The sequence below is a fragment of the Phytohabitans kaempferiae genome (assembly GCF_042433955.1).
GTDB classification, from domain to species: Bacteria; Actinomycetota; Actinomycetes; order Mycobacteriales; family Micromonosporaceae; genus Phytohabitans; species Phytohabitans kaempferiae.
Genome location: NZ_JBHLUH010000007.1, coordinates 44,106 through 69,344, shown reverse-complemented (window position 1 = coordinate 69,344; position 25,239 = coordinate 44,106). Strand labels below are relative to the sequence as shown.

The 25,239-nt window shown below is 70.4% G+C and carries 23 protein-coding genes; 16 read left to right on the top strand and 7 right to left on the bottom strand.

Going from position 1 to position 25,239, the window contains the following annotated elements; genetic code table 11:
* Positions 1-44 precede the first annotated feature (44 nt).
* On the top strand, positions 45-1,136 hold the full coding sequence (locus tag ACFFIA_RS06025; RefSeq protein WP_377246674.1) for an NsdA family TPR-like regulatory protein: 1,092 nt from the start codon (positions 45-47) through the stop codon (positions 1,134-1,136).
* A 4-nt stretch (positions 1,137-1,140) separates the two neighbouring features.
* The gene (locus ACFFIA_RS06020; protein ID WP_377246671.1) at positions 1,141-1,680 is read left to right on the top strand and encodes an NUDIX hydrolase; all 540 of its coding nucleotides are present in this window, start codon (positions 1,141-1,143) and stop codon (positions 1,678-1,680) included.
* Positions 1,681-2,443: 763 nt separating this feature from the next.
* Here the strand turns inward: ACFFIA_RS06020 and ACFFIA_RS06015 are convergent.
* Entirely contained in the window at positions 2,444-2,623 is a 180-nt protein-coding gene (locus ACFFIA_RS06015; RefSeq protein WP_377246668.1) for a hypothetical protein, read from the bottom strand.
* A gap of 954 nt (positions 2,624-3,577) precedes the next feature.
* Here ACFFIA_RS06015 and ACFFIA_RS06010 point away from each other — a divergent pair.
* Positions 3,578-3,958 carry a hypothetical protein gene (locus ACFFIA_RS06010; protein WP_377246665.1) on the top strand — a complete coding sequence of 127 codons (381 nt, stop codon included), beginning with the start codon at positions 3,578-3,580 and terminating at the stop codon, positions 3,956-3,958.
* 689 nt (positions 3,959-4,647) lie between these two features.
* Here the strand turns inward: ACFFIA_RS06010 and ACFFIA_RS06005 are convergent.
* Together ACFFIA_RS06005 and ACFFIA_RS06000 are read right to left on the bottom strand one after the other, a co-directional pair.
* On the bottom strand, positions 4,648-4,977 hold the full coding sequence (locus tag ACFFIA_RS06005) for a hypothetical protein (protein WP_377246662.1): 330 nt from the start codon (positions 4,975-4,977) through the stop codon (positions 4,648-4,650).
* Between the two features lie 270 nt (positions 4,978-5,247).
* A complete protein-coding gene (locus tag ACFFIA_RS06000; protein ID WP_377246659.1) occupies positions 5,248-5,661 on the bottom strand; it encodes a cellulose binding domain-containing protein in 414 nt (137 codons plus the stop codon).
* A gap of 159 nt (positions 5,662-5,820) precedes the next feature.
* Between ACFFIA_RS06000 and ACFFIA_RS05995 the strand changes: the two genes are divergently transcribed.
* The 7 genes from ACFFIA_RS05995 to ACFFIA_RS05965 all read left to right on the top strand — a co-directional run bounded on the left by ACFFIA_RS05995 (position 5,821) and on the right by ACFFIA_RS05965 (position 13,773).
* A complete protein-coding gene (locus tag ACFFIA_RS05995; RefSeq protein ID WP_377246656.1) occupies positions 5,821-6,615 on the top strand; it encodes a hypothetical protein in 795 nt (264 codons plus the stop codon).
* A 473-nt stretch (positions 6,616-7,088) separates the two neighbouring features.
* The gene (locus ACFFIA_RS05990; RefSeq protein WP_377246653.1) at positions 7,089-7,838 is read left to right on the top strand and encodes a GntR family transcriptional regulator; all 750 of its coding nucleotides are present in this window, start codon (positions 7,089-7,091) and stop codon (positions 7,836-7,838) included.
* Between the two features lie 13 nt (positions 7,839-7,851).
* On the top strand, positions 7,852-8,079 hold the full coding sequence (locus tag ACFFIA_RS05985; RefSeq protein WP_377246650.1) for a 4Fe-4S dicluster domain-containing protein: 228 nt from the start codon (positions 7,852-7,854) through the stop codon (positions 8,077-8,079).
* A gap of 14 nt (positions 8,080-8,093) precedes the next feature.
* Positions 8,094-9,503, top strand: a complete 1,410-nt coding sequence (locus ACFFIA_RS05980; RefSeq protein ID WP_377246647.1) for an ABC transporter substrate-binding protein — start codon at positions 8,094-8,096, stop codon at positions 9,501-9,503.
* Positions 9,500-10,360: an ABC transporter permease gene (locus ACFFIA_RS05975; RefSeq protein WP_377246644.1), complete on the top strand. Its 861-nt coding sequence runs from the start codon at positions 9,500-9,502 to the stop codon at positions 10,358-10,360. The genes ACFFIA_RS05980 and ACFFIA_RS05975 overlap by 4 nt, the downstream gene beginning before the upstream one ends.
* Entirely contained in the window at positions 10,357-11,082 is a 726-nt protein-coding gene (locus ACFFIA_RS05970; protein WP_377246641.1) for an ABC transporter ATP-binding protein, read from the top strand. Before ACFFIA_RS05975 ends, ACFFIA_RS05970 begins: the two co-directional genes overlap by 4 nt.
* A 12-nt stretch (positions 11,083-11,094) precedes the next feature.
* Positions 11,095-13,773 carry a fumarate reductase/succinate dehydrogenase flavoprotein subunit gene (locus ACFFIA_RS05965; RefSeq protein ID WP_377246638.1) on the top strand — a complete coding sequence of 893 codons (2,679 nt, stop codon included), beginning with the start codon at positions 11,095-11,097 and terminating at the stop codon, positions 13,771-13,773.
* A gap of 252 nt (positions 13,774-14,025) precedes the next feature.
* On the opposite strand, the gene ACFFIA_RS05960 is transcribed toward ACFFIA_RS05965, so the two are convergent.
* Entirely contained in the window at positions 14,026-14,190 is a 165-nt protein-coding gene (locus ACFFIA_RS05960) for a hypothetical protein (protein ID WP_377246635.1), read from the bottom strand.
* A 34-nt stretch (positions 14,191-14,224) separates the two neighbouring features.
* The gene (locus ACFFIA_RS05955; protein WP_377246632.1) at positions 14,225-14,557 is read right to left on the bottom strand and encodes a hypothetical protein; all 333 of its coding nucleotides are present in this window, start codon (positions 14,555-14,557) and stop codon (positions 14,225-14,227) included.
* 158 nt (positions 14,558-14,715) lie between these two features.
* Here ACFFIA_RS05955 and ACFFIA_RS05950 point away from each other — a divergent pair, with 158 nt between their 5' ends.
* The gene (locus ACFFIA_RS05950) at positions 14,716-15,039 is read left to right on the top strand and encodes a trypco2 family protein (RefSeq protein WP_377246629.1); all 324 of its coding nucleotides are present in this window, start codon (positions 14,716-14,718) and stop codon (positions 15,037-15,039) included.
* 22 nt (positions 15,040-15,061) lie between these two features.
* Positions 15,062-20,191 (top strand): trypsin-like peptidase domain-containing protein, encoded by a 5,130-nt coding sequence (locus ACFFIA_RS05945; protein ID WP_377246626.1) that lies wholly within the window; start codon positions 15,062-15,064, stop codon positions 20,189-20,191.
* On the opposite strand, the gene ACFFIA_RS05940 is transcribed toward ACFFIA_RS05945, so the two are convergent.
* A complete protein-coding gene (locus ACFFIA_RS05940; RefSeq protein WP_377246624.1) occupies positions 20,159-20,884 on the bottom strand; it encodes a hypothetical protein in 726 nt (241 codons plus the stop codon). The genes ACFFIA_RS05945 and ACFFIA_RS05940 overlap by 33 nt on opposite strands.
* Positions 20,885-20,939: 55 nt before the next feature.
* Between ACFFIA_RS05940 and ACFFIA_RS05935 the strand changes: the two genes are divergently transcribed.
* From ACFFIA_RS05935 to ACFFIA_RS05920, 4 genes are all read left to right on the top strand, one after another.
* The gene (locus tag ACFFIA_RS05935) at positions 20,940-21,653 is read left to right on the top strand and encodes a MerR family transcriptional regulator (protein WP_377246621.1); all 714 of its coding nucleotides are present in this window, start codon (positions 20,940-20,942) and stop codon (positions 21,651-21,653) included.
* A 131-nt stretch (positions 21,654-21,784) separates the two neighbouring features.
* Complete coding sequence (locus tag ACFFIA_RS05930; RefSeq protein ID WP_377246618.1) at positions 21,785-22,159, top strand: GntR family transcriptional regulator; 375 nt, start codon at positions 21,785-21,787, stop codon at positions 22,157-22,159.
* Positions 22,156-22,998, top strand: a complete 843-nt coding sequence (locus ACFFIA_RS05925; RefSeq protein ID WP_377246615.1) for an ATP-binding cassette domain-containing protein — start codon at positions 22,156-22,158, stop codon at positions 22,996-22,998. Before ACFFIA_RS05930 ends, ACFFIA_RS05925 begins: the two co-directional genes overlap by 4 nt.
* A gap of 1 nt (position 22,999) precedes the next feature.
* On the top strand, positions 23,000-23,656 hold the full coding sequence (locus tag ACFFIA_RS05920; RefSeq protein WP_377246611.1) for an ABC-2 transporter permease: 657 nt from the start codon (positions 23,000-23,002) through the stop codon (positions 23,654-23,656).
* Positions 23,657-23,749: 93 nt separating this feature from the next.
* Here ACFFIA_RS05920 and ACFFIA_RS05915 read toward each other — a convergent pair whose 3' ends face one another.
* Positions 23,750-25,210 carry an RICIN domain-containing protein gene (locus ACFFIA_RS05915; RefSeq protein ID WP_377246608.1) on the bottom strand — a complete coding sequence of 487 codons (1,461 nt, stop codon included), beginning with the start codon at positions 25,208-25,210 and terminating at the stop codon, positions 23,750-23,752.
* Between the last annotated feature and the right edge of the window lie 29 nt (positions 25,211-25,239).

The window sequence follows — 25,239 nt, the reverse complement described above, 5'->3', positions numbered from 1 at the left end:
TCGGCGCCGCCGTGGGGATGCCTCAAGGCCAAATCAGCACGATCATGAGCACCGGTCCGCGGCAACGGCGGATCTCCGCGTACACCGTCCTGGAGCGCATCGCTGACGGCCTGGAGATTCCCAACCAGGGACGCCAGATGCTCGGCCTCGCAACACCACAGGCCATAGACGCTGACGGTGATCAAGCCGACCCGGACCCTTGGTCACTGGCCGCAGCGCTGACCCGCTCGTCCATCGACGCCGCGATCATGGATCGGTTTGAGCGCCTGGTGTTGGTGCAGGCCATGCGATATCCGTCGACGCCGCCAACCGTGATGTGGCCGACGATCCGCCAGGAACTCCAGCGGGCAGAGGCCGCCCTGGCGGAACGGCAGACGCTGTCGATCCAACGCAGACTCGTCAACGTGATCGCGACGCTGTCCGGGCTCGCCGGCAACCTGAGCGTCGACCTCGGCCGGCAGACTCGCGCCCTTGAGTACTTCGACGTCAGCAGGGTCGCGGCCGACGAGGCGGGCAACAACGATCTCGCGGCATGGTCCCTCGCGCTCCAGAGCATCGACCCCTTCTTCCGGGGGTACGGCGACGAAGCGGCGAGCCTGCTCGACCGAGCAACCGACCTCGCGGACTCCGAGTCAAGCGCCCGACGCCGTGCCTGGATCGCCGCACTACGAGCCCGGGCACACGCGGCCGCCGGCAACGCGACGACCGCCGCCGGATCACTCGAAGCCGCGTACGCCACCATCGACCAGGCCGAGCCAAGGCGCAACGGCACCGACTTCTTCGACCGCGACCGCCTCGACGGCATCGCCGGCACGACGTACCTGCTGATGCGCGACACCGACCGCGCGATGACCCTCATCAGCGCCGCCACCGAGCGACGCCCGTACGCGGATGCCAAGGGCCGCGCCCTGCTGACCCTCGACATGGCCGCCTGCCGCCTCATCGACCAGGAGCCCGACGAGGTAGTCGCCCTGGTCGCCGACGCCCTCGACATTGCGGACGGTCAGATCGTGAGACCGATCATGATGCGATCCCGCGAACTGCGATCACGCATGGGAACCTGGCGAGACACCGCAGCGGTCAAGGCGCTCGACGCGCGCCTAGCCACGCTCCGAGACCTCGACCAGGGAAAGTGAGCCCATGCGCTGGTTGGTACACGGCACCCAGGCGGCCTACCAAAGCCCATGGGTCGAAGTGTGGATCGATGACGTCGAGCTACCCAACGGCCAGCGCATCCAGCACCACAACCTCAAGTTCCCACGACCATCAGTGACCGCGGTCGTGGTCGACCAAGACCGGACGCTCCTGCTCTGGCGACACCGCCACATCACCGACTCGTGGGGCTGGGAGATCCCCGCCGGCTGGGCCGACCCCGGCGAAGACCTCGCGGAGGCAGCAGCTCGCGAAGTCCGCGAGGAGACCGGGTACGAAGCGCGGAGCATCGAGCCGCTCACCAGCTACAACGCACTGAGCGGCATCAGCACCATGCGCTTCAACGCGTTCCTCGCAACCGAAGTCATCCCGACCGGCGAACCGGTGGACAAGTCCGAGTCGACCCGCATCGAGTGGATACCGCTCCCGGAAGTCCCAAAGCTGGCCGCAGCTGGACAGATCACCGATGGTCCTTCCCTGACCGCCCTTTCTTACTACCTCGGCATCTATCGCTCGCACCAACGCTGACAAGCAGTTCCGAAATGCCGAAAGGCTGATCGAGCCCGTGGAGTTATCGGACGGGCCGGGCTGGACAGACATCGGCGTGTCCCGTGAGAGCTTTCTGTAAATCTTCAAGGCGGCCCGAAACGGGCCGCTCGCGCCGCCGCCTGGGCGCGCACCCGACCGCTTAGCTGTCGCACGCGGCCGGGCACGCCAAACGCCCGTCGGCTGGCGCGAAGAGCGAAACCCTCGGGGCCGCCGAAGATCGACAGAGCCGAGGGTTTCGTTGTGGTGTTGCTGGGCCGGCAGCCGGCCGGCGAGCTGGACGCGCGGCGTGGTCGCCGCGCGGGCATCGTCGGCGTGGTCGGCCGCCGTCGTGGTCGGGCTTACTGCGCCTCCGGCGGGGGCGCTCCGGCTCCGGGATGCCGGAGGACCGTCGGCGGGTCGCGGTCCGTGGGTGGGCACTTAGCCGTCCCCTCTGCCATCAACCCGGGCGAGCCGAGCAGACCGCCGCCCGGAGCGCCAGCCGCCGTCCGACCGTCAAGGTCCCGCTTGACGTGGCGCCCCGGGGCGGCGGCCCGCTCCACCAACGGTGCGGGTCGACGGCAGACGGGATGGCTTCCCGGCGAGTACTGATGTCGCGGTCCGCAACGGCGCCGCGCACTTGCTATAGCGCCTATACGTTTTGAGGGCGCAAACGTAAAGGCGCTATACAAGTTTGGTGTAGTCTGGACTACACGAAGTCGAGTCCGGGGCGCCGCTGAGCAGCGACGCCCCGGGTGCGAGGTTGTTACTGCTTACGCGAGTGGCCGCTCATCGTAAGCCAGAAGATCAGCAGGAGGAGCCCGACCATCAAGGCGGGCTCCTCGCTCGTCAGTAGCTGCTGGAGTGCAACCACTGTCTCGCAGACTAGAACCACCTCAGTGAGGTGGGTCGTTCTCTGTTGATCCTCTTCCTCGGGTTCCTCCATCGCGCCTTCTCTCGGTCGGGATACCTCTCCACGGGAACCCGTAGAGGGCGCGCTCCGTACGGGCCGCCGAGGTATACGCCGAGTGATCGGTCGATGGATATCACCACGCAGCATCTTACGTGATAACGACCTGGACGAGGCCCGCTGACGCGCTTGAGCATGTACCGGAGCACGCCGGACCGGGACCGCCGACCGCTCGCAGACAAGGGGTCGTGGGTGACCAACTGAGTGACAACGGGGAAGAGCTTGACGGGACATCCGTGGACGCCAGTGGACTTCTTTATCCAGGTCACGGCACATGGAGCCATGGTCAATCCCGCCATGATCGTTGACTGGGGGTCAAGATGCACCAATGCTCGGGCCATTGTGTAGCATGACGAGCGGTACGCTGGGCTGAGCCCGCAGCTGCGGGTTCCGTCGCTCTTGTTCATGATCGCCGGTTGGCTCTTCGCACTCGTCACGATCGCTCTCGATTGGGGCATCGACCGACTGGGAGGTAAGCCTATGAAGATTCTGAAGCTGGCAGTTTTGGCCACAACCTCCGTCCTCGGAGCGTTCGCGGTCAACCTCTCGGCAGCGGCGGGCTGAGCCCAGCGTCTATCACCGATCGTGCCCGTTGCGTGCCCGATCCAACGGTCAGCAGGGGTCAACAGCGGACAGTCCGTCACCACCGACCGTGACGCCACCGAGGTTGCGCCTCGACAGGGACGACACTCCGTTATGGTCAAGACGTCTTCTAAACAGATGGTCGACTGTCGTCGCAGATGCATGTTCGGTGCCCAGGGACTTGCCGGCGTCTTGTCTGCCGATTCCGTCTCTTTTGGATCAAGGCGCCGCGCGAGCGCGGCGCACGGTGCGCGCTCGCGGATCGCCCTGCGGGCGGGCCTCCGGCCCGTCCTCGGGCGCCCGCGGCGCACCGCGCAGATGCTGGATGGCGCATGACACCATGCGGCCATGGATGCCGGCGGCTCGGATTCGCCTGAACGTCAGATCGCCGCGCAGATGCGTTCCGCCTTGGAGACCGAGTGGGACCCGAGCGGTGACCCGGCGCTTGCGGTCTCTCAGTTCAAGGCGGTGATCGAGCGCGTCCTCGACGTGATCACCCACGACAACGCGCTGACCGTCTTCGAGTCTCCGGTACTCGGCGAGGTGTACATTTGGGCCGCAGCGAGGTACAAGTCTGTCGAGCAGGAGCATTCGGCGCGGCTACCCAGTAAGCGAAACATGACCGTCGCTGAGTTTGTTGAGAGCGTTCGCCCACATCTTTGGGAGTTTCATCAGGGTCAGTTGGAGCGAGCCACAGCGCTGAGGCTGGCCTATCCAGACGACCTGTGACCGGGGCTCCGCCCCAGACCCCGGCCCTCCCTCGAAGATCAGGGAGGATCGGTCACTCGGCGGGATCTCCTCGGTCGGGCACCGGGACGGCTGCCGAGAACCTCCGGCCGTGCCAAGGCCGAGCCGCTGCGCGGTCGCCTTCGGCGAGCCTTGACCCGGCCGGAGAACCTCGGGCAGGGGCGAGCCTGCCCGACCGAGGAGATCCCGTCCACCGCCGCGAACTGCGCGCGGCAGGCCGCCGCCACGGAAAGCCGCCCCGTACCTTCGCCCGGGGCGGTCAGCCGCACGACAGCGGAAGCCGCGCGGAATAGGGGAGTCAGCAGAAAGTCAGCAGACGCCGTACCGCGCGGTCGACTTCGACCATGCTGGATGTCACCAGCGCCGCACTCGACCGCACGGAACGACATTCAACAACACTGGATCATGCGGACTTCCAGCGTTCACACCGAAGAGGTCACTGGTTCGATCCCAGTATCGCCCACACTTCCGCCGCAGGTCACAAGCCAGGTTCCCGATATCGGGACCTGGCTTGAAGATCGTTTGACCGTCGTTCGGCCAGCCTGTCCCAACTCCCGTGAGTTGATTGGGCGGTGGCCCGGCACGACGCGCTCAGCTCGATCCCGTTCATCCCGGCCGCGACCGCCGAGGCTGGCTGGCGCTGGCATTTCGACCCGCGCGACCCGGACGCGTCACATCGCGGGGGCCGGCGGGTCACCCTGTCCGACGTCGACGCGCTGCGCGCCTGCCAGCAGCAGTTCCTCGACCTCGGCCGCACCAAACAGGCCATCGGATACGCCGAACAGGCCCTGGACCTGGGCGAGGGCAGCGTACGCACTCGAGCCCTGCATACCGCGCTGATCGCCAGCCTCTACGCCACCGCCTCCTCCGCAGAGCCCGAGCACGCCAGCCAGCTCGGCCACGACGCACTCGACATCGCCGGACGGGTCCGGTCCCGCCGAGTCACCGACCGCATCACCGACCTGGCCCAGCGGCGGCACCAATTTCCGCGCGAGCACCAATTTGGACCAGCAGCGCCCTGTCGTCCCGGCGCGAGTTTGCGTCAACGGGTGCCGATCCGGGCTCGATGGCCAAAGCGGCAACCGTCGGGGGTGTTGTGTGCGTCTACGCGGGCGGCCGTGCGCTCCGACAAGCCCACGGACGATTGCCAAGCCCGACACGACCCTTGGCAGGGCGGCGAGCCACCGTGGTTTGAGATCACCGGCTGTCCGAACATTTCGGCCCGCCCCGAGGGCGGCCGCACCGGGATCTTGCTGAACACCGGACCACTCCTACTGCTCAGCCAAAGCGGTAGGCGAGCAGGCAAGGGTGAGGTCGGTGGGCGCAGCGCCCGTGCCGAGGAAGCCGAAGGTCGTGCTCGCGCCGGCCGCCAGGCTGCCGTTGTAGTCGGTGTTCGCCGCAGACACCGTGCCGCCCGTGCTCGTGGCAGCCGCGCTCCAGATGGCGGTGAGCGCCTGGCCATGGGGCCACGTCCAGTCGACCTGCCAGCCGGCGGTGGCGTTGCCGCTGGTGTTCTGGACGGTCACCCGGGCGACGAAGCCGGGTGATGATCGTTGGACGAGGCAGCCGATCAGCGCCTGGTCGACGCGATGTGCGCGGACTCGTGCTCGCCTTGGGGAGTCCGTAGACCGACACAGCCACGGGGCCGCAGAGGGGTACCGCCAGATTGGGCGTCCCCGGCGCAAACCGGTGGGCCGCTAAAGCATGGTCTCGGGTCGTCCGTCGTGTGGGGGAGGACCAGTCGTCATCTAGGCGGATGGTGAGGTGTCCCGTTGCTGACGACATGACCGCCGGTGTGCTCCTAGCCTCGTCGCACGTTCTCTGTGGGGGAAAGGACTGTCTACGTGCGACAGCGAATGAAATCGGTCCTACTTGGTCTCGCCTCGGGGGTTATGGCGGGGGTGTTCGCCAGCGCGATCCTCGCCGCACCGGCTCAAGCAACATCACTGTGTGATCGGCCCGAACCGCCGCCGAGCTGCTGGGGAGGGGGCGGGGAAGGCCCGGACCCTGTTCCGGTCGACCACGCGGCCAGGGGCGCGCTCGACGAGGTGTCGTTCGTCGGTAACGGCGTCCGCGTCCGCGGCTGGGCCGCCGATATCGACACCAGCAACTCGTTGCTGGTCGACATCTACATCGACGATGTCTTCACCCAGACGCTGACCGCCAACACCTATCGACCCGACGTCGCCGCGGCGCACCCAAGCTTTGGCGCCTACCGCGGCTACGACGCCTTCGTGCCGTCCCGCCACGGTGCGCACACCGTCTGCGCCTGGGCGATCAACGTGGCGCCGCCCGGCGCGAATCCGCTGCCCAACCACCAGTTGGGCTGCAAGACATACAACATGCCGGTGGTGACGAACATTGTGTCGTCCTACGATTCCTTGGCCAAGCAGTGGATGATCGCGTTCGACGACAATGTCGTTGGCGAGACCCGCTTCGACGTCCGCTGGGACTACTACGTGTGGGTAACCGTTCCAGGCACCGACTGGTCATACAACCAGCCTCGGACCTGGAGCACCACGCTGCCGGCCCACGAGGGGACCGGCCGGGTCACGTTGCCGCTGCTCCGGCCGGCGAACGCGACGAAGCTCACCATCAGCGCACCGGGCTTCGGCAGCGTCAGCATCACCAACCTGTAACGATCGGTCACCACAACACGCGGCCTGGTCCGGGCGGCATAACGCCAGGGCCGGGCCGTTTCCGACGACGGGCACCTGTCCGGCGAGGCAGACCAGTGGGCCAGCCGCGGTGCCGTGCGGCAGGGCAGCCCTGGTCCCCGCACGCCGTCAGCCGCCGCTGAGCGCGCCCAACTGACCCGGGCCTGGCCATCGGCCGCCAACGCCGCGTCGACGGCGTTGGCCTCCCTCGGCTCGTCGGTCGTGGTGACCCCCTATCGCCGCGCCCGGTGGTCGCCACAACCCGGTGCTGTCCTGAAATGTGGACTGAGGATGTGGCGCAATGGTCGGGGTAGGTGTGCATCTGTGCAGGTCAACTCGGCTTTTGTGGGTCGCGGAGGTGGCGCATCGCCGATTCTCTTCCCACTATTCCCACCTGCTTTATAGGGTACGCGGGACCGGGCCGGCCGGGTCCGATCGAGCCATCTGGAGGGGCGATGGGTCTGACACTGAGCGAGGCGCGGCGGCGGCGCGCCGACGGCGCCCGCCAGGTCGCCGACGTGCTGCGCCACCAGGTGCTCGCCGCGGCGTTCCCGCGTGGGCAACTGCCCCGCGAGGGCCAGCTCTGCCGGGAGTTCGGCGTCTCGCGCAACACGGTCCGCGAGGCTCTGGCACTCCTGGTCGGTGAGGGCCTGGTCGAGCGGGTGCCGGGCATCGGCACCACCGTCGTCACCGGCAAGTACCCGCACGGGCTGCATCGCCTGATGGGGCTGGCCGAGACGCTGCACGAGCATGGCGAGATCACCAACGAGGTGCGGACCGTGGCGCTGGCCCGGGCGCCCTCGGCCGTCGCGCGGCGGCTGCGGCTCGCGCCGGAGGAGCCGGTCGTGTACGTCGAACGGGTCCGGCACCTCGACGGGCTCCCGCTCTCCCTCGACCTGACCTACCTGCCCCGCGACATAGGCGAGCCCCTCATGGACGCGGACCTCGCCCGCCGCGACATCTTCGTCCTCATCGAACAGACCGCCGGCCAGCCGCTGGGCGCTGCGGACATCTCCGTTGAGGCGGTCAACGCCGACCGGCACACGGCCGCGCTTTTGGACACAGTGGACCGCGCCGCGCTGCTCATGGTTGAACGCCTCACCCACCTCGCCGACGGCCGTCCCGTCGACCTGGAGTGGGTCCGGTTCCGGGGCGATCGGGTCACCATGCACGGCCAGCTCCGCCGCGACTCCGCGACCACCTGAGGAGGCTCCTGCCATGGCACTGGTGAACCACCGGGTCGACGTACCGGTGACGATCGACGAAAGCCTCTGCATCGACGGCTGCACCCTCTGCGTGGACGTCTGCCCGCTCGACTCGCTCGCCATCGACCCGCAGACCGACAAGGCGTACATGCACGTCGACGAGTGCTGGTACTGCGGGCCGTGTGCCGCCCGATGCCCGACCGGTGCCGTGACCATCAACATGCCCTACCTGCTGAGGTGAGAGGAATGCATCGCGTGCGCGCTTTCACGGCGCTGGCCGCCATACTCGTGGTCGTCCCGGCCGGCTGCTCGGTCGCGGGGGCCACCGACACCGACGCCGAACGGGTCGTCGTCGGATACCAGTCGAAGACCATCAACACCGTCACCGCCGGTACGCTGCTGCGCGCACAGGGGTACTTCGAGAAGCGCCTGGAGGAGCTGGGTCGGCAGACGGGCAAGCGGTACGCCGTCACGTGGCAGGACTACGACACCGGAGCGCCCATCACCGCCCAGATGATGGCCGGGAAGATAGACATCGGCTCGATGGGCGACTACCCGTTGCTCATCAACGCCGCCCGCGGCCAGCAGGACGCCGAGACGCACACCAAGCTGGTGGCCGTCACCGGGTACAACGTGCGGGGCGCCCTCAACAGCATCGTCGTGGCACCCGGCTCACCGGTCCGCTCCCTGGCCGACTTGACGGGACGCACCGTCTCCACCAGTGTCGGATCGGCCGGGCACGGCCTGCTCGTGCAGGCTGCCCGCAAGGCCGGCGTCGACCCCGAGCGAGACTTCAAGACGGAAAACCAGCAGCCGCAGGTCGGCGCCTCGGCCCTGGAGTCGGGGGCGGTGGCAGCGCTCTCCCAGTTCGTCGCCTGGCCCGGGCTGCTCGTCCACCGTGGACAGGCGACCCTGCTCTACGACGGTGGCGCGCTCGGCGTGCCCACCCTGCACGGCACGGTCGTCCGCGAGCGATACGCCACCGACCACACAGACGTGGTGCGGGCGTTCCTCCGCGCCCAGCTCGACGCCACCACCTACCTCCACAAGGAGCCCCTGGCCGCCGCGCGGATCGTCGCCGACGCCACCGGCCTGCCACCCGAGGTCGTCTACCTCTACAACGGACCCAACGGCATCGCCACCTTCGACCTCACGCTCAAGCCGGTGCTGCGCGCGGCCTTGGAGCAGGACATCCCGTTCCTCACCTCGATCGGGGTACTGCAGAACGTCGACCTGTCCGCCTTCGTCGACGACAGCCACCTGCGCGCCGTGTACGGCGCCGACCTGGACCGCGACTCGGCCACCACGACCAACCCCGCCGCCATCACCGGTACCGACAAGGCGTGCGGCCGGCCGGTGGAAGACTCCGCGCTCGCCAGCGAGGTGTGGCCGGCCGGTGCCGAAGCGACCCAACCGGCGGCCACACCAACCTGCGCCCTCCGCGCGGTGCGGGCCTTGGGCACCGCCCCTCGGGCGGTGTACGTGCCGGACGCCACCACCGGCACCCGGTGGTTCGCGGACAAGTCGGTGTGGGTGCGGGATCCGAAGGCACCGGAGGGGGAGCGGCTCAAGCCCTTCGCCACCGCCTCGGCCGCCGCGTCCTACGTGGACTCCCACACGGGCGCAGCGGTCGTACCCTACGGCGAGGCGGTGCGGTCGGCATGAGCACGCTCACACTGGCCGGCACCGCCGAGGAGGCGCCCAGCCGCCCGGCACCCGGGCCCGCCCGCCGGCGGTATCCGACCTGGCTACGGTGGCTGGTGCGCGGCGGTTCGCTGGCGGCGGCGCTCGCCCTGTGGCAGTGGGTCACCGCCGCTGACGTCAACCTCGGCGTCCGCTTCGACCGGCTGCCCACGCTCACCGAGCTCGCCGACTCGCTCGGCCACCACCTCGCGAGTGGACAGTACTACCTGGACATCGCGCAGAGCCTCGTCCGCATCCTGTCCGGCTTCGCCCTGGCCACCATCGCGGGCGTCGCGACCGGCATCGCCGTGGCCCGCTCCCGCGTCCTGGCCGACCTGGCGCAGCCGCTGTTCGAAGTGCTCCGCCCGATCCCAGCGATCGCGCTGGTGCCGGTGGCGATCCTGCTGTTCCCCACCAACGAGCAGGGCATCGTGTTCATCACGTTCACCGCCGCGTTCTATCCGATCCTGGTCAGCACCCGGCACGCCGTGCGCGCACTGCCGATGGTGTGGGAGGACGCGGTGCGCACCATGGGCGGCAGCCGCGGCCGGGTGCTGCTCAACGTGGTGCTGCCGGGCATCCTGCCCGGCGTCTTCGGCGGCCTCTCGGTCGGCATGGGCGTCGCCTGGATCTGCGTCATCTCCGCCGAGATGATCTCCGGTGACTTCGGCATCGGCTACCGCACCTGGCAGTCCTACACGATCGTCGACTACCCCGGGGTCCTGGTCGGCATGGCCACCATCGGCGTCCTCGGGTGGGTCACGTCCGGCCTCGTGGAACTCGCCGGGCGGCGGGCCACCCGCTGGCTGCCGGCGCGCGACCGGAGGCGGTCGCGATGATCCCGCTACGGATGGACGCCGTCGACCTCGGCTACGATCGCGGGCCGGTCGTGCGTGGGCTCGACCTCGACGTCAAGCCCGGCGAGGTCCTCGTCGTGGCCGGGGCATCCGGGTGCGGCAAGTCGACCGTGCTGCGCGCGCTCGCCGGCCTGCTGCCGCCCCGGGCCGGCACGATCCTCGCCGACGGCGTACCCGTGCGCGGCCCGTCATCCGACCGGGCCCTGGTCTTCCAGGACGACGCCCTGCTGCCATGGCGCACCGCGCGCCGCAACGTCGAGCTGCCGCTGGCCATCCGCGGCACTGCCCGGGCCGAGCGCCGCGCTCGCGCGGACGACTGGCTGGCCCGGGTCGGCCTCGCCGGTCAGGAACGGCGTCTGCCCGGCCAGCTCTCCGGCGGCATGCGGCAGCGGGTGCAACTCGCCCGTACGCTCGCCGGCTCGCCCCGGGCGGTGCTGATGGACGAGCCGTTCGGCGCCCTCGACGCACACACCCGCGCCGCGATGCAGCGGCTGCTGGTCGACGTGCTCGCCACCACGCCGGCCACCGTCGTCTTCGTCACCCACGATGTCGACGAGGCCGTACTACTCGGCGACCGGGTGGCCGTGCTGGCCCCGGACGGCGTACGCGAACTCGTCGACGTCCCGTACCCGCGTGACATGGATGCCCGCGACGCGCCGGAGGTGGCGGCGGCGCGCAACCGCGTCCTGGCCGCACTGTCCTGAAGGGTGTCTCCATTGTTCACTCCCTCGCTGACCGACCGGCTGGAGCTGAGCTGCGACGTGCTCGTGGTGGGCGGAGGCACCGCCGGCACAATGGCGGCCATCGCCGCGGCCGAGGCCGGTGCGCGGGTGCTCCTGCTGGAGAAGGCACACGTGCGCCACTCCGGGGCGTTGGCCATGGGCATGGATGGCGTCAACAACGCCGTGATCCCTGGCAAGGCCACCCCGGAGGAGTACGTCGCGGAGATCACCCGCGCCAACGACGGCATCGTCAACCAGCACACCGTCTACCAGACCGCCACGCGCGGGTACGACATGGTGCGCCGGCTTGAGCGATACGGCGTCAAGTTCGAGAAGGACGAGTACGGCGAGTACGCGGTCCGCCGCGTGCACCGCTCCGGCAGCTACGTGCTGCCCATGCCCGAGGGGCGGGACATCAAGAAGGTGCTCTACCGGGTGCTGCGCGAGCGCCGCATGCGCGAGCGGATCCGCATCGAAAACCGCGTCATGCCCGTGCGTGTTCTCACCCGGGACGGGCGGGCGGTGGGAGTGGCCGGCCTGCATACCCGCACGGGCGAGTTCGTGACGGTAGCCGCGGGCGCGGTCATCCTCGCGACCGGCGCCTGTGGAAGGTTGGGCCTGCCGGCCAGCGGCTACCTGTACGGCACGTACGAGAACCCGACCAACGCCGGAGACGGTTACGCGATGGCGTACCACGCCGGCGCCGAGCTCTCCGGCATCGAGTGCTTCCAGATCAACCCGCTCATCAAGGACTACAACGGGCCAGCGTGCGCGTACGTCGCCAACCCGTTCGGCGGCTACCAGGTCAACAACCGGGGCGAGCGGTTTGTCGACTGCGACTACTGGTCCGGGCAGATGATGGCCGAGGTCGCCCGGGAGATCGCCTCCGCTCGCGGCCCCATCTACCTCAAGCTGACCCACCTGCCGGACGAGACGATCAGCGCGCTGGAGAACATCCTGCACACCACCGAGCGCCCCACCCGCGGCACGTTCCACTCTGGGCGGGGGCACGATTACCGCACCCACGACGTGGAGATGCACATCTCCGAGATCGGGCTGTGCGGCGGGCACTCGGCGTCAGGCGTGTGGGTCGACCAGCACGGCGCCACGACGGTGCCAGGCCTGTACGCCGCCGGCGACCTCGCCTGTGTGCCGCACAACTACATGATCGGTGCGTTCGTCTTCGGCGAGCTGGCCGGCACGCACGCCGCAGGCGCCTTCGAGCCCTCAGCTTCGCTTCCGGAGGACCAGATCGCCGAGGCACACGCGCTGGTCTACCGGCCGCTGTCCAACCCGGACGGCCTGCCGCAGCAGCAGGTGGAGTACAAGCTGCGCCGCTTCGTGAACGACTACGTCGCGCCGGCGAAGACGGCGGCGAAGCTGCACATCGCGATCGAGTCGTTCGAGCGGATGCGCGGCGAGATCGCGGCGCTCGGGGCACGCACGCCGCACGAGCTGATGCGCTGCGTGGAGGTGTCGTTCATCCGGGACTGCGCCGAGATGGCCGCCCGTGCGTCGCTGGTGCGCGCGGAGAGCCGCTGGGGGCTCTACCACGACCGGGCCGACCTGCCGGAGCGCGATGACGCCGAGTGGTTCTGTCACCTCAACCTGCGCCGCGACTCAGCCGGGAAGATGGAGTTCCTGAGGCGCCCGGTGGCACCCTACGTGGTGCCTGTCCCGGAGTTCGCGCCGCAACCGGCGGCGTTCGAGCCGCACGTGGTGGTGCAGCCGGTGCTCACCACGGTCAGTGCCTCCGCTGTGGAGGGCGTGGCGAGGGGGCCGCGGCCGGTCGCGAGCGGCCGGCTGCTCTCGGTGCTGCGCCTGGCCGAGGAGCAGCCGAGCCTGGCCGAGGTGGCGCCGTACCTGTCCGACCCGGACGACGGTGTACGCCGCGCCGCCGTCGCCGTGCTCACCGAGTTCACACCGGATGGCGGGCCCGAGGCGCTGGTCGGGGTACTCGCCGACGTCTCCGCTGGCGTGCGGGCGGCGGCGGTCGCCGCGCTGCGCGAACTGGCCGACGTCCTGCCCGACGCTCTGGCACCCGCGTTGCGCGCACACCGCGCGAGCCCCGACCCGGCCGTACGCGCCGTCGTCCTCGAACTGCTGCGGGTGACCGGCGCCGGCGCCGTGGACGACTTCGCCACCGGGCTCGCCGACGCGGACGCCAGCGTCCGGCTCGCCGCGATCAGCGGCCTCGTCCGGCTCGACGCGGCGGGTCCGCTCGCCACCGCCGCCGCCGACCCGTCCCGCGCGGTACGCGTCGCCGTCGCGCACGGGCTCGGGCGTATCGGCTCGCCCAGCGGCGTATCCGACCTGCTGCGACTGGCTCGCGACCCCGACCCTCTGGTGCGTGCGGCCGCGCTGTCCGCCGCCGGCGCGGTGGGCTGCGCGGGCACGCTCACCGAGGTCGCCGTGGCCGCGCTCGACGATCCTGCGTGGCAGGTACGCGAAGGGGCGGCGACGGGCCTGGCGGCTGCCCCCGCCGTCGCGGTGGAGCCACTGCTGCGCGCGGTCGCGGACCGCAACCACGATGTGCGGCGAGCGGCGGTGAAGGCGCTCGCGCGGTGGGCTGACCGCGACGACGTGGCAGCGGTGCTGCGGGCGGCCGCCAGTGCCGACGGCGACGCCGACGTGCGCGCCTACGCCCGGCGCGCGCTCACCGCGCTGGCCTGATGGTCTGAAGATCGGCACATGGTCCGCGGGTCGCGCGCAGCCAGCGGCGCGGGGGAGGGTCGGTCACCCCGGCGGGATCTCCTCGGTCGGGCGCCGGGACGGCTGCCCGAGAACCTCCGGCCGCGCCAAGGCCGAGCCGCTTCGGGGTCGCCTGTGGCGAGCCTTGACCCGGCCGGAGAACCCGGGGCGGGGGCGAGCCGGCCACCCGTCGGCGGGCCCCCTCCTGTACCCAGCGTCGAGTCGGGCCTCAGGTTAGTCGGCGAGCAGGTCGTATGGGTGCAGGAGTACGGCGCCCACATTCCCGAGTCGCTTCGGCCAGCCACCGCGCTTCATCGCGTGACCGTGACCGACGTCGAGGGCCCAAGCGACGCAGCCACCGCCCTCGAGATTGCCCTCGGCCGGCACGTCCGCAGCCACGCCGACCAACTGCCCGAAGGGCAGCGAGGACGCATCAGCGAGCGGACAGCCCTCGGAGGGTGCCGCGCACTTCACCCCACTCCCGCTGCTGCCGGCGCCGAGCGGCCAGTGCCTTCATGAAGGCCGCCCGCAGTTCCTCGTCGGTGGCCCCGTGGCGCTGCTCCTCCACGTCGAAGAAATCCACGAACTCATCGGCGGCATCCTGGCCACGCACGATCCAGCCCCAGATCTCGTCCTCGATATCCCCACGACCCGGCTCCGCGATCCGCTCGGCCAGGAACCTGACGCCCTCAGGACGATCGTTGTAGATCCATCCAGTCACGGCGACGATCCTCACACAAGCCTGTGACAGCCCGAGCCGGGCCATGGCCGGCGCACCGTCGCTTTGGTTCTACACACAGGCAGCCTCAGCCCTGAGTGCGCTCCGGGCCCGACGGCGGATCTTCGAAACCTGTCGTATTGCGGACTGTCGCTATGCCGGCCGTGCCGGGGTGGCGCGATGATGGGCGCGAAGCACTGTCCGGAATGGAGCAGATGGTGGATGACGCGGTTGAGCTGGCGGATCTGATCTGGCAGCTGCGTCATGACCTCAGCCGGGCGATGTGGGCCGGCGAGCACAGCGACATCCGGTTCGTCGCCGAGTCTGTCGAGCTGGAGTTGAGCGTCGCGGTGGAGCGGTCCAGGGAGCCCGGCGTGAAGGCGCGCCTGTGGGTGCTCGATGCCGGCACCACGGCCAAGCGCGCGGCCACGTCCACGCAGACGATCCGGCTGTCCATGCGCCCGATACGGCCGGACGAGCCGGACAGGCCAGCCGTGATCGGCGGAGACGCGCTGCCGGGCGAGGACTGAGGCCGCCCGGACGGATCGAGCTATGACGGGCATCGCAGCACTCTCGTTCGCGCCGACGCGTGGTCTGGATCCGGGCCGCATCGCCGAGGTGATCGTCACCCTTCGGGGCCGGCCGCAGCGGCGCGGCTCCGGATACCGGGTGACGGGTACGACGGTGCTCACCGCCGCCCACCTTGTGGCGGATGCCGAGACGATCCAGGTCAGGTTCGACGCCGACCGGCCCACCCAGTGGACGGCATCGGCGACCGTCGCGTGTGGCCTGGACGAGGCGGACGTCGCCGTGTTGGCCATCGACCCGCCGGCAGAGCACGCCTTGGTGGACACCGTCGAGTACGCCGGACTCGGCGACCGGGACGCGGTGCTCGACGTACGCCTGGCCGGGTTTCCGCGCTGGAAGCAACGCCGCCGGTCCGATGGCCGGATCCACCGGGAGCTCCATTCGGCCCACGGCACCGTATCGGTGCTGTCCAACCGGCGTGGGGGCACGCTGGAGATCACTGTGCCCGCGCCGGCCGAAGATCCCGATCAGGACGTGTCCCCGTGGGAGGCGATGTCCGGCGCGGCGGTTTGGGCGGACAACCGCATCGTCGGCGTCGTCGCCGAGCATCACCGCAGGGAAGGGCTGGGCCGGCTCAGCGCGACCCGGATCGACCGCTGCCTCGCGCTGGCACCGGCGCCGCAGCTGTTCGCGAGGCTGCTCGGCCTCGCCGACCCGGCGCGGTTGCCGGACGCGGTGCCACCTCCGGCCGGCTGGCTGACCCGATCCGGTTACGTCGAGCAGGTACGCGACATCGCCCCGGCCGGCGGGTTGGTCGAGCGCGGCGCCGAATTGGCGGAGCTGGCCGCGTTCTGCCTCGGCGACGAGCCGTACGTCTGGTGGCAGGCCGGTCCCTGGGCCGGCAAGTCGGCGCTGATGTCGACGTTCGTGCTCAACCCGCCGCCAGGCGTTGACGTCCTCTCGTTCTTCGTCACCGCCCGGCTGGCCGCGCAGGGCGACAGCGCCGCGTTCACCGATGCGCTGTTGGAGCAGTTGGCGCTGTTGTCTGGTGAGACGTTGCCGCCCGTGCTGACCCCGTCCGCGCGAGATGGCCAGCGCCGGGCGTTGTTGCGCACCGCATCCGCGCGGGCCGCCGCGGCCGGTCGCCGCCTGGTGCTCGTAGTCGACGGCCTCGACGAGGACCGTGGGACGGCGCCGGGCTCGGGCCTGCCGAGCATCGCTTCGCTGCTACCCAAGTCGGTGGACGGCGGGCTGCGGGTAATCGTCTCTGGCCGCCCGAACCCGCCAATCCCGAACGACGTACCGGCCGACCACCCGTTGCGCCGGTGCCGGATCCGGAAGCTGGACCCATCGCCGTACGCGCTGGAGGTGGCGGACCGGGCCCGGCTCGAGTTGACCGAGTTGCTGGCCGGCCCGCCGGCGCACCGGGACGTGCTGGGACTGATCACCGCCTGCGGCGGCGGCCTGAGCCTGGACGAGCTCGAGGAGTTGACCGGGCATCCGCGCTTCGAGCTGGACGGTATGTTGGGCGGCCTGTTCGGGCGCACCGTCGCGGGCCGCGCCGATGCCACGGGTGGGGACGCCCGCCGTGTCTTCCTGCTGGCGCACGAGACGCTTCGGCAGGAGGCCATCGAACGGCTCGGGGCACGGCTGCGCGGAGAGTACCGGGCCCGGATCCATGGTTGGGCCGACCACTACCGGCAGATCGGATGGCCGGCGCATACGCCCTTGTACCTGCTGCGCGGCTACTCCCGGATGCTGCAAGACGAACGCGACCGCGACCGGCTGGTCTCCTACGCGACCGACGGCCGGCGCCACGAACGGATGCTCGACGTCACCGGCGGTGACGCGAACGCGTTCGCCGAGATCGGCATCGCGCAGGGCATGGTGCTCGCCGCGGAGCCGCCGGACCTCCCTGCGGCGGCCGCACTCGCCGTACACCGAGACCAGCTGGCCATGCGTAACGCCAACATCCCGGTGCGGTTGCCGGCGATCTGGGCCCGCCTTCACCTGCCTGCCCGAGCCGAGGCCCTCGTACGGGGGATGTCGAGCCCGGAACGCCAGACCCGCGCGATGACCGACCTGCTCACCGCCTGGGCGGGCACCGTCGACGCCGACCACGCGGCGGCGCTGCTCCCGATCGCCGAGGCGGCGGCCGGCGGCATCACGTCGCCCCGCGACCGAGCCGAGGCCCAACGTGACCTGGCGGAGGCCGTGGCGCTGCTCGGTGAGCACGAACGCGCGGTGGCGATCGCGGACACCATCGCCGATCCGCGGCATGCCGCCGAGGCCAGCGCGCGAGTGGCCCGTACGGCGGCGCGGCACGGCCGATTCGAACTCGCGGAGCAGGTGGCGCGGCGCGTCACCGACGCGTACTGGGCGGCACGAGCACTGGCCGACGTCGCCGGCGCGCTGACCGACGCCGGCGCCGTGGCCCGGGGCGCGGCGGTGGCCCGGAGCATCGGCGATCCGTACTGGCGGGCGGTGGCGCTGACCAGCGTGCTGCGCGCCGGGGTTCATACCAGCCCGGTGGCCGTGGCCGAGGTGCGCCAGGCGATCGACGCCGTCGATGACGTGAACCTCGTCGCGAAGGCGCTCACCGCGTTGCTGCGTACCGTCGGCAGGGCAGCCCCGCCGCCAGCGGTGGCTGAGCTTCTGGACGCCGCCGTGACCGCCGCGAACGCCAATCCCAACCAGTACGGCCAGGGCGGCGCGCTGGCCGAGCTCGCACAGGTCTCCGCTTCCCTCGGCCACCGGGCCCGGGCCGACGCCACAGCGGCAGCCATCCCGGTGCCGCACACGCGGAGCGACACGGTGACCGCGCTGGCGGTGGACGCGGCCGGACTGGGCGAGTACGACCGGGCGGCGGCGCTGGCCGACACGCTCGACCGAGCCGAGCCGAGGGCACTGGCCTTGGCCGGGATGGCCCAGGTGGGCGCCGACGCCGGAGCGACGGACCAGGCCTCCGCGTGGGCGGACGCCGCCGCGCGGCTGCTTCCCGACGTCGTCAGCCGTCCGGTCCGGCTCCGCCTCCTGGTCCAACTCGTCCGCGTGGCCGCTGCCGCGGGCCAGCCGGACCGGGCATCCGGGTGGCTGGACGACGCCGCGGCGCAGGCCCGCGAGTCGACCTCGGGGAGCGTGCGCTGCCTCGCCCTCGTCGAGACGGTCGGCGCCGCGGCCGCAGCCGGCAACCACAGCCTCGTCGACGCGCTGGCCGAGGAGGTGAAGGCAGCCGCGGTGGCGATCGCCAGAAGCGACGAGCGTTGCGCCGTCCTGGCCCAGGCCGCGACCGTGATGGCGGGTCTGGGCCGTTTCGACCATGGCGAAGGCATCGCCGGGGCCATCCCGGAGCCGGATCGAAAGGCCGAGGCGCTGACCGGGCTGGCAGAGCTGGCGCGGGCCAAGGGTCGACAGGCCGACGCCATGCGTCTCGCCACAGCGGCCGAGGACGTGGCACGACGGATCGCCAACCCGATGGAACAAGCTGCGGCGTTGACCGGCCTCGCCCGGGCGCTGGCGGCCAGCGATCCAGGCCGGGCCCGCCTCATCGCGGCCGCGGCCGAGCCGCACGCCCGCGCCGTCCCCGAAGGCTGGGGCCGCGGGAGGGCCATCGTCGACCTGGTGTCGGTCCTGGCCGGCCTCGGCCACTACCGGCAGGCGGAGCCGCTCGCGGCGCAGGTCACCGATTCGCTGCTGGTTCCGGCCGCGTGGCGTCAGGTCGCGCGCGCGGCGGCCGCCGCGGGCGACGCCGAACGGGCGGAGGCGTTCGCCCGGCGCATCCAGACCGCCCTGGAACGGGACGGCGCGCTCGCCCTGGTCGTGGCCGAGCTGTGTGGGTACGCCGCCCGGACAGCGCACGGCGACACGGCCGCGATCCTGACCAAGGGCGAGGCGATCGCCCGTTCGATCTCGGACCCCACGGACCGCGTCAGCGCGTACGCCAGCGCGATGACGGCATGGGCCCGCACTCGCGACTTCGGGCGGGCAGCAGACCTGGCCGCCGCCGCCGAGCGGACCGCGGCCTCAACCGACGAGCCCGTCGCGCGCGCCCGGATCCTCGCGCCCCTCAACGAACCGCTCCGGGAGGTCGTGCGCCTGGCCGTCGCGGCGCGGCAACTCCCGGTGGGGGAGAAGGCGGCCGTCAGCATCACCGACCCCGAGATCCGGGCACGCTCCCTGATCGAACTCGCCGTGGCCGCCATCGACACGGGCGACGGTCGTCACGCCCGGGCAATGGCCGGTGCGGCCCGGTCGGCCGCCGAGCAGATCCACGGGCCTAACAGCCGCGACCAGGTGATGGTCGAGCTCGCTCGTACGACCGCGGTCGCCGGTGACTCGACCAGTGCCGTCTCGCTGGCGCACACCATCAACGCCTCCTACTACCACGCCGAGGCGTTGCGCGAGATCGCGTTGGCCATCGCCGCCGAGGGAGACCACGACTTGGCCCTCAGCGTGGTGCGTCCGATTCCCGGGCACCACGAGCGCGCCAGGGCCTTGACGGCTCTGGCGGACTCGGCTGCCGCCGGGGGCGACCACGGCCGGGCGTACGCGCTCGGTGTCGAGGCAGCCCGCTCGGTCGACGCTCTCAAAGACCTTTCCGACCGCACCTGGGCGGTGCCCAGGGTCACCGCCGAGTTGACAGCTCTCGCCCGGCGCCTGGTGTTCGCCGGCCATGTCGACGTCGAGCACGGCCTGCTCGCAGCCATCGAACGTCTGGCGTTGTCGATCCGAAACGAGCATGAACGGCGCCAAGCGACAGAGGACCTCGCGTCGGTCGCCGCGCTCTCCGGCGACCACCTCCGCTCAGGTGCGCTGCTGCGCGCCGCCGCCGAGTCGAAGGAACTGGTCAAGGCGGGCGAGGACCTCCTCGCCGCGGCGGGCATGAACCAGCCGCCCCAACGAGCCCTCACCTCGGGGGCGACTGCCGACTTCGCGGCCGCCGAGGTGCAGATCCAGAAGATCCCGGATCCCGATGAACGGAGCCAGGCCCTGGCGGCGCTGGCGGCCGAATGCGCGGACGCCGGCGAGACGGCCCGTGCCGTGCGGCTCGCCGCGACCGCCCTGGCGGCCGGCAAGTGGACAAACTCCCTGCTGGTCGCATACCAGCTCGAACCGTCCGTGCTAAACGCCATCGCCGACGCGTACGACGTCTAGGCCCGCCGCAGGTGGGTTCCGGAAGGGGCGCCCTGCCGTCCACCAGTACCAGCCCAGCACGCCGTACCAAAGCATGACCGGCAGGTGCAGGCCGTAGCCGAGCTGTTCCAGCGTTGCCGACGGGCCGTCGATCCCGGTGGTCCATGGCAGCAGAACCGCGGCGAGGCCGGAGGCCGCGGCGATCAGGCCGGTGCGGCGAAGCGCGGTGGGCAGCGGTACGCCGAGCGCGGTCGTCACGGTCGCGGCGACCCAGAGCAGTCCGGCCAGGTTGACAGCCCACTTGGCAGTGAGGAGCACTGCGCGGGCCACGATGGCGGTCGACGGATCGGTGGGATCGGCGGCCAACTGGGTCAACGCGAGGTTTCCGGCGTCGTGCAGCAGACCCGCCAAGCCGGCGCAGGCCAGCAGCCCGCCGGCGAGCGTCACCAGGTGCGACCTGGGGCCGGTGGGGCGGGCGGTCATCGCGAGCCCGGCCGCGAGTAGGGCGAGCCAGCCGACGACATCGAGACCCAACCCGATCAGATGCCACGCGACCCGGGCGTTCACCACCGCCAACACGGCGCCGGGATCGGCCGGATTCAGGGTCAACCCCGATGGCACGACGACGGCCACGCCAGCGAGCATGGCCAACAACGAAATCAACAGCAGCATGCCCGTCAGCCGGGCCGCCGAGCGACGGTCAGCGCAACTCATGGCGGCACGCTAAAACCCTGACACAGGGAGAAGGTCAAGACAGGAGGAAGGCGGCGTGTGGCGGATCGGGGAGCTGGCGTGGATGGTGGGGGTATCCGAACGCACCCTGCGCCACTACGACAAGATCGGTCTACTGGTTCCCGCCACAGTGGACAGCGCCACCCGCTACCGGTGGTACGGGGTGACCGAACTGGCCCGCCTCGAACGCATCCGAGGACTACAGCACCTCGGCCTGTCACTACGCCAGATCGCCGACGTCCTCGACGCCCCCGACACGCACCTACAGCAGGCCCTGGCCGAAACCGTGGCCGCCCTTCGCCGCGACATCGCGGCCAAGGCCGCAGCCGTGGCCGTGGTCGAGGACCGGCTCACCACACCGACTTCCGTCCTGCCCCAAAAGGCCACGGTCGGCGCGCGCCGCCTGCACGTGCGCCACCTGTCGATCGCCCACCCGTCCGCGCTGGCCGCCCTGTGCCCGCCACCGCCGATGACCCTGCTCACCTGGCTCAGCGGGCAACCCACCGGAAACTTCGTCGTGGCCGTCACCGCTGACCGCGGAGGCGAACGGCTCGACCTGCCCGCCCGTACGGTGGTGCGAGCCGTCGTCCCACCGGCGACAGGAGTGGTCCGCGCCGGCCTCGACCTGTTCGACTGGCTGCGCCGTCGTGGAATGACCGTCGCCGGTCCCACTCTGGAGGAGCACCTGGTCGACGCCGACCACGCCGTCGCGACGGTCCTGGAGATACCCGTGCGGCCCGCGACAACCTGATAGCCGATCTGGTGTCCGCCCCCGCGGTCAGACCCCGGCGCACGTCTACGGCGCCACGGCTGCCTGTTGACTCTAAGCGCCGTCTGCTGTCTATACTGCACATAGACAGTAGATATGCGGAGGCTTCGCGAATGCGTGTCATCGTCTCGCCGGCATCCGGGGTGCCGCTGTATGAGCAGATCGTGGAGCAGGTTCGGCAGCAGATCATGGCCGGGGAGCTCGCGGCGGGGGCGGCGCTGCCGTCGTTGCGCGCGCTGGCCGGGGAGTTGCGGGTCAGCCTGATCACGACGACGCGGGCATACAACGACCTGGCCGCCGAGGGCCTGATCGTGAACGTGCCGGGCAAGGGCTCGTTCGTCGCGCAGATCGACCCGGACGAGGCCCGCCGGAGTTCGCTGGAGCGGGCGCGGACGGGTTTGCGGCAGATCGTCGCTCGTACCCGGGACACCGGGCTGGTCTCGCTGGAGGAGCTGACCGCGATGCTCGCGGAGGAGTGGAAACGATGAACACGACAGAGCACGTGGTGGAAGCCGTCGGGCTCGTGAAGCGCCGCGGGGACTTCACGCTCGGCCCGCTGGACCTTCGCGTTCCGCGGGGATTCGTCACCGGGATGGTCGGGGCCAACGGCTCGGGCAAGACGACAACGCTGCGCACGCTGCTCGGTCTCATCCGCGCGGACGCGGGGAGCATCGCGATGCCGCCGATGGCCGAGGTCGGGATCGCGTTCGACCAGCCGTTCGTGTATCCGCAATGGCGCATCCGCGACGCTGCGGCGGTCTATGCCGCGTCCCGACCCGGTTGGGATCAGGACTGGTTCGACCGGCTGTGTCGCCGGTTCGGGCTGCGTGCCGACGTACGGGTGAAGGAGCTGTCACGCGGCGAGGGAAACAAGCTGATGATCGCGCTGGCGATGGGAAACCATCCCGATCTGCTGATCCTGGACGAGCCCACCAGCGGCCTTGACCCGGCGGCGCGGGCCGACCTTGTCGACCTGCTGCGCGAGCACATGCGCCGGGAGGATGCGTCGCTGCTGTTCTCCACGCACATCACCAGCGACCTGGAGCACTTCGCCGACTACCTCGTGTTCGTCCATCGTGGCCAGATCGTCTACTCGGGCGCGCTCGACGAGCTCGTCGAGGACTTCGCCTACGTCAAGGGGGCGTTGGAGGACCTCACCGCGGAGACCGCGCCGCTGATCCGGGGCCTTCGCCGCGGCCAGGCCAGCTTCGACGGCATCATCCGGACCGCCGACTCCGCCGCGTTCGGCCCGGGCATCCATCTGGAGACCCCGACGATCGAGCAGGTCGTCGTCCACCACGAGCGGCGCAACGACGAGGAGCACTGACATGCGCGACATCGCCCGATTCGTCGGCCTGGACCTGCGATCCATCCGGCCCAACGCGAAATACATGATCATCCCCGTGGGTATCGTCGTCGTCCCGTTCCTGCTCTTCCTCGGCCCGTACCTGCTGATCCCCGCGATATCCGGCTTAGCGGTCCTCAGCGCCCCGTCGTCCCTGTTCGCCAACGACGAACGCGGTCGCCTCGACACCCTCTACACCGCGCTCGGCATCCGGCGCAGCCAGGTCGTCGCTGGCCGCTACGCGACCTGTCTGCTGCTGCTGATCGCCTTCACCATCGCAGGGGTCATCCTGGCTCCGGTCGTCGCGCTAGCCTTCGGCGCCGCCTTCGACTGGGCGATCGCCGCCGCCCTCACCGCGGGCACCGTCGCGCTCGTCATCATCCTTCTCGCCGTCGGGTTGCCCGCCTACTTCGGGACCGGCCCAGGCCCAGTCCGCGTCGTCGTCGCCGCCCTTCACGCCATCATCCTGACCGCTGTCTTCCTCGTATCGGCGGTCCCCGATGTCCGCTCCGCGCTGCTGTCGTGGCTCAGCGACGCGAACCTCATATGGCTCGCCCTCGCCGCGTTCGCGATCCTCGGCGCCCTCGGAACTGCCTCCACCGCGGTTTCCGTACGGTTGTACGCCCGGCGCGACCTGTAGCTCCGGACCACTTCGGAAGACCTGCCTGCATGCGGCCCCGGTGTCGCCGGGGACCGGCGCCACCGGTTCCTCCTTCTGCTCGACGGGCTGCCGTTAGACGGCCGTGCGCGACCACTGCTGGTTGGTGCCGGTGTTGCACGGATACTGCTTGAGGATCACGCCGTCCGCGGTCGACGCGGAGGGTACGTCCACGCATTTGTTGCTGTGTCGTGCCCGGAGCTGGAAGTAGCTGCCATTGGCGACCATCTGAAACTGCTGGTTGGTGCCGGTGCCACACGTGTACTGGATGAGCTCGGCGCCGTCGGCGGTTGAAGCGCTCACCACGTCAAGGCACTTTCCGCTGTGCCGGCTGATGACGCGCCAGTATCCGCTGCCGGCGTCCTGGAACTGCCACTGCTGCCACGCACTGCCGCCGTACGTGTACTGGCCGACGCGCGCACCGTTTTCGGTGTTCGGTGATTGGACGTCCATCGCCTTGCCGCTGTGGCGCACGTTGATCCGGTAGAACGTTCCCGATGATGGCGGAGGTGTCGTGGGGCTGCCGATGGTGTCGCCCCAGGCATACCGGATCCGGTCAGCACCGGAGGTGTTGCGGATGGTCAGGTTGAGGTCGGTGCCGCTGCCGCTGAGGGAGAACATCGAGTACCAGTCGTAGCCGGAACTGCCGGTGGGCTTGCCGCCGAGAGCCGGCCAGTACGTGCCGCCCATCTGGTTGTCACGCATCACCTGGGCCATGGCGCGGATGTGGCGCACGAAGTTGTCGGTGCTGTTCGCGTCGCCGTAGTTGAGGCCGTTGTCCATGGGCGCGCCGAACTCGGTCGCGACCGCGCGGGAGGCGCAGTTTCCGAGGCGGGTCTGGATGTGGCTTCGGAAGGCGTCGTAGGTCATCGCGCTGTAGAAGAAGGCGTAGTGGTGGAAGGAGAGCAGTGTCGAGTTGAAGCGACTGTCGTTGCAGACGTCCCGCAGGTCCTGGCTGTAGCCGGTGCCGCCGATGAGCACCCGGCCGGGCACGGCCGAGTAGTGGTAGCTGAGCCAGTTGGCCGCGACGTCGCGCCACTCCGCCGAGCTGTAGCCGTGTGGCTCGTTCATCGGCTCGAAGTAGACGTTGGTGTTCGAGCCGTACATGTTGGTCACACTGGACCACATCGTGTTCCACGCGGCGAGGTTCGTGATCCTGCCACCGGAGGCGGCGCCGTCCTCCCAATAGGCGAGGATGACCTTGAACCCACGGGCGGTGGCGGCGTCGATGGTGCCGCGGTAGGCGTTCCACCACGTCGTCCCCACCGTGTGGGTGTTGATCGGCAGCCGGACGGTGTTGACGCCCATGGTGGCCATGTCGTCGTAGAGGGCGTTGGCCTTGGCACGCACTGTCGCATTGCTGTCGGACGAGCTCAGGCCATGCAGGACGAGCGGGCCGGTGCTGAAGTTGTCTCCCAGCACCGCCCAGTTCATGCCTCGGAACTGGCGGGTGGCCGCGGTGGCCGGGGACGAGATGACGACGGTGCTACCCAGCGCTGTCAGCACGGTCACCAGGGCGATCAGCAACCCGCGCAACGACCGATTGCTCCGCGATGGTCCTGATA

What these genes read in the sequence shown, in the direction of transcription:
- ACFFIA_RS05985 (WP_377246650.1), top strand. Translation starts at nt 7,852, where the DNA reads ATGGCACTGGTGAACCACCGGGTCGACGTACCGGTGACGATCGACGAA.
- ACFFIA_RS06025 (WP_377246674.1), top strand. Translation starts at nt 45, where the DNA reads ATGAGCACCGGTCCGCGGCAACGGCGGATCTCCGCGTACACCGTCCTG.
- ACFFIA_RS05970 (WP_377246641.1), top strand. Translation starts at nt 10,357, where the DNA reads ATGATCCCGCTACGGATGGACGCCGTCGACCTCGGCTACGATCGCGGG.
- ACFFIA_RS05955 (WP_377246632.1), bottom strand. Translation starts at nt 14,557, where the DNA reads ATGGCCCGGCTCGGGCTGTCACAGGCTTGTGTGAGGATCGTCGCCGTG.
- ACFFIA_RS05975 (WP_377246644.1), top strand. Translation starts at nt 9,500, where the DNA reads ATGAGCACGCTCACACTGGCCGGCACCGCCGAGGAGGCGCCCAGCCGC.
- ACFFIA_RS05950 (WP_377246629.1), top strand. Translation starts at nt 14,716, where the DNA reads ATGGAGCAGATGGTGGATGACGCGGTTGAGCTGGCGGATCTGATCTGG.
- ACFFIA_RS06010 (WP_377246665.1), top strand. Translation starts at nt 3,578, where the DNA reads ATGGATGCCGGCGGCTCGGATTCGCCTGAACGTCAGATCGCCGCGCAG.
- ACFFIA_RS05990 (WP_377246653.1), top strand. Translation starts at nt 7,089, where the DNA reads ATGGGTCTGACACTGAGCGAGGCGCGGCGGCGGCGCGCCGACGGCGCC.
- ACFFIA_RS06020 (WP_377246671.1), top strand. Translation starts at nt 1,141, where the DNA reads ATGCGCTGGTTGGTACACGGCACCCAGGCGGCCTACCAAAGCCCATGG.
- ACFFIA_RS05925 (WP_377246615.1), top strand. Translation starts at nt 22,156, where the DNA reads ATGAACACGACAGAGCACGTGGTGGAAGCCGTCGGGCTCGTGAAGCGC.
- ACFFIA_RS05930 (WP_377246618.1), top strand. Translation starts at nt 21,785, where the DNA reads ATGCGTGTCATCGTCTCGCCGGCATCCGGGGTGCCGCTGTATGAGCAG.
- ACFFIA_RS05920 (WP_377246611.1), top strand. Translation starts at nt 23,000, where the DNA reads ATGCGCGACATCGCCCGATTCGTCGGCCTGGACCTGCGATCCATCCGG.
- ACFFIA_RS06015 (WP_377246668.1), bottom strand. Translation starts at nt 2,623, where the DNA reads ATGGAGGAACCCGAGGAAGAGGATCAACAGAGAACGACCCACCTCACT.
- ACFFIA_RS05945 (WP_377246626.1), top strand. Translation starts at nt 15,062, where the DNA reads ATGACGGGCATCGCAGCACTCTCGTTCGCGCCGACGCGTGGTCTGGAT.
- ACFFIA_RS05940 (WP_377246624.1), bottom strand. Translation starts at nt 20,884, where the DNA reads ATGAGTTGCGCTGACCGTCGCTCGGCGGCCCGGCTGACGGGCATGCTG.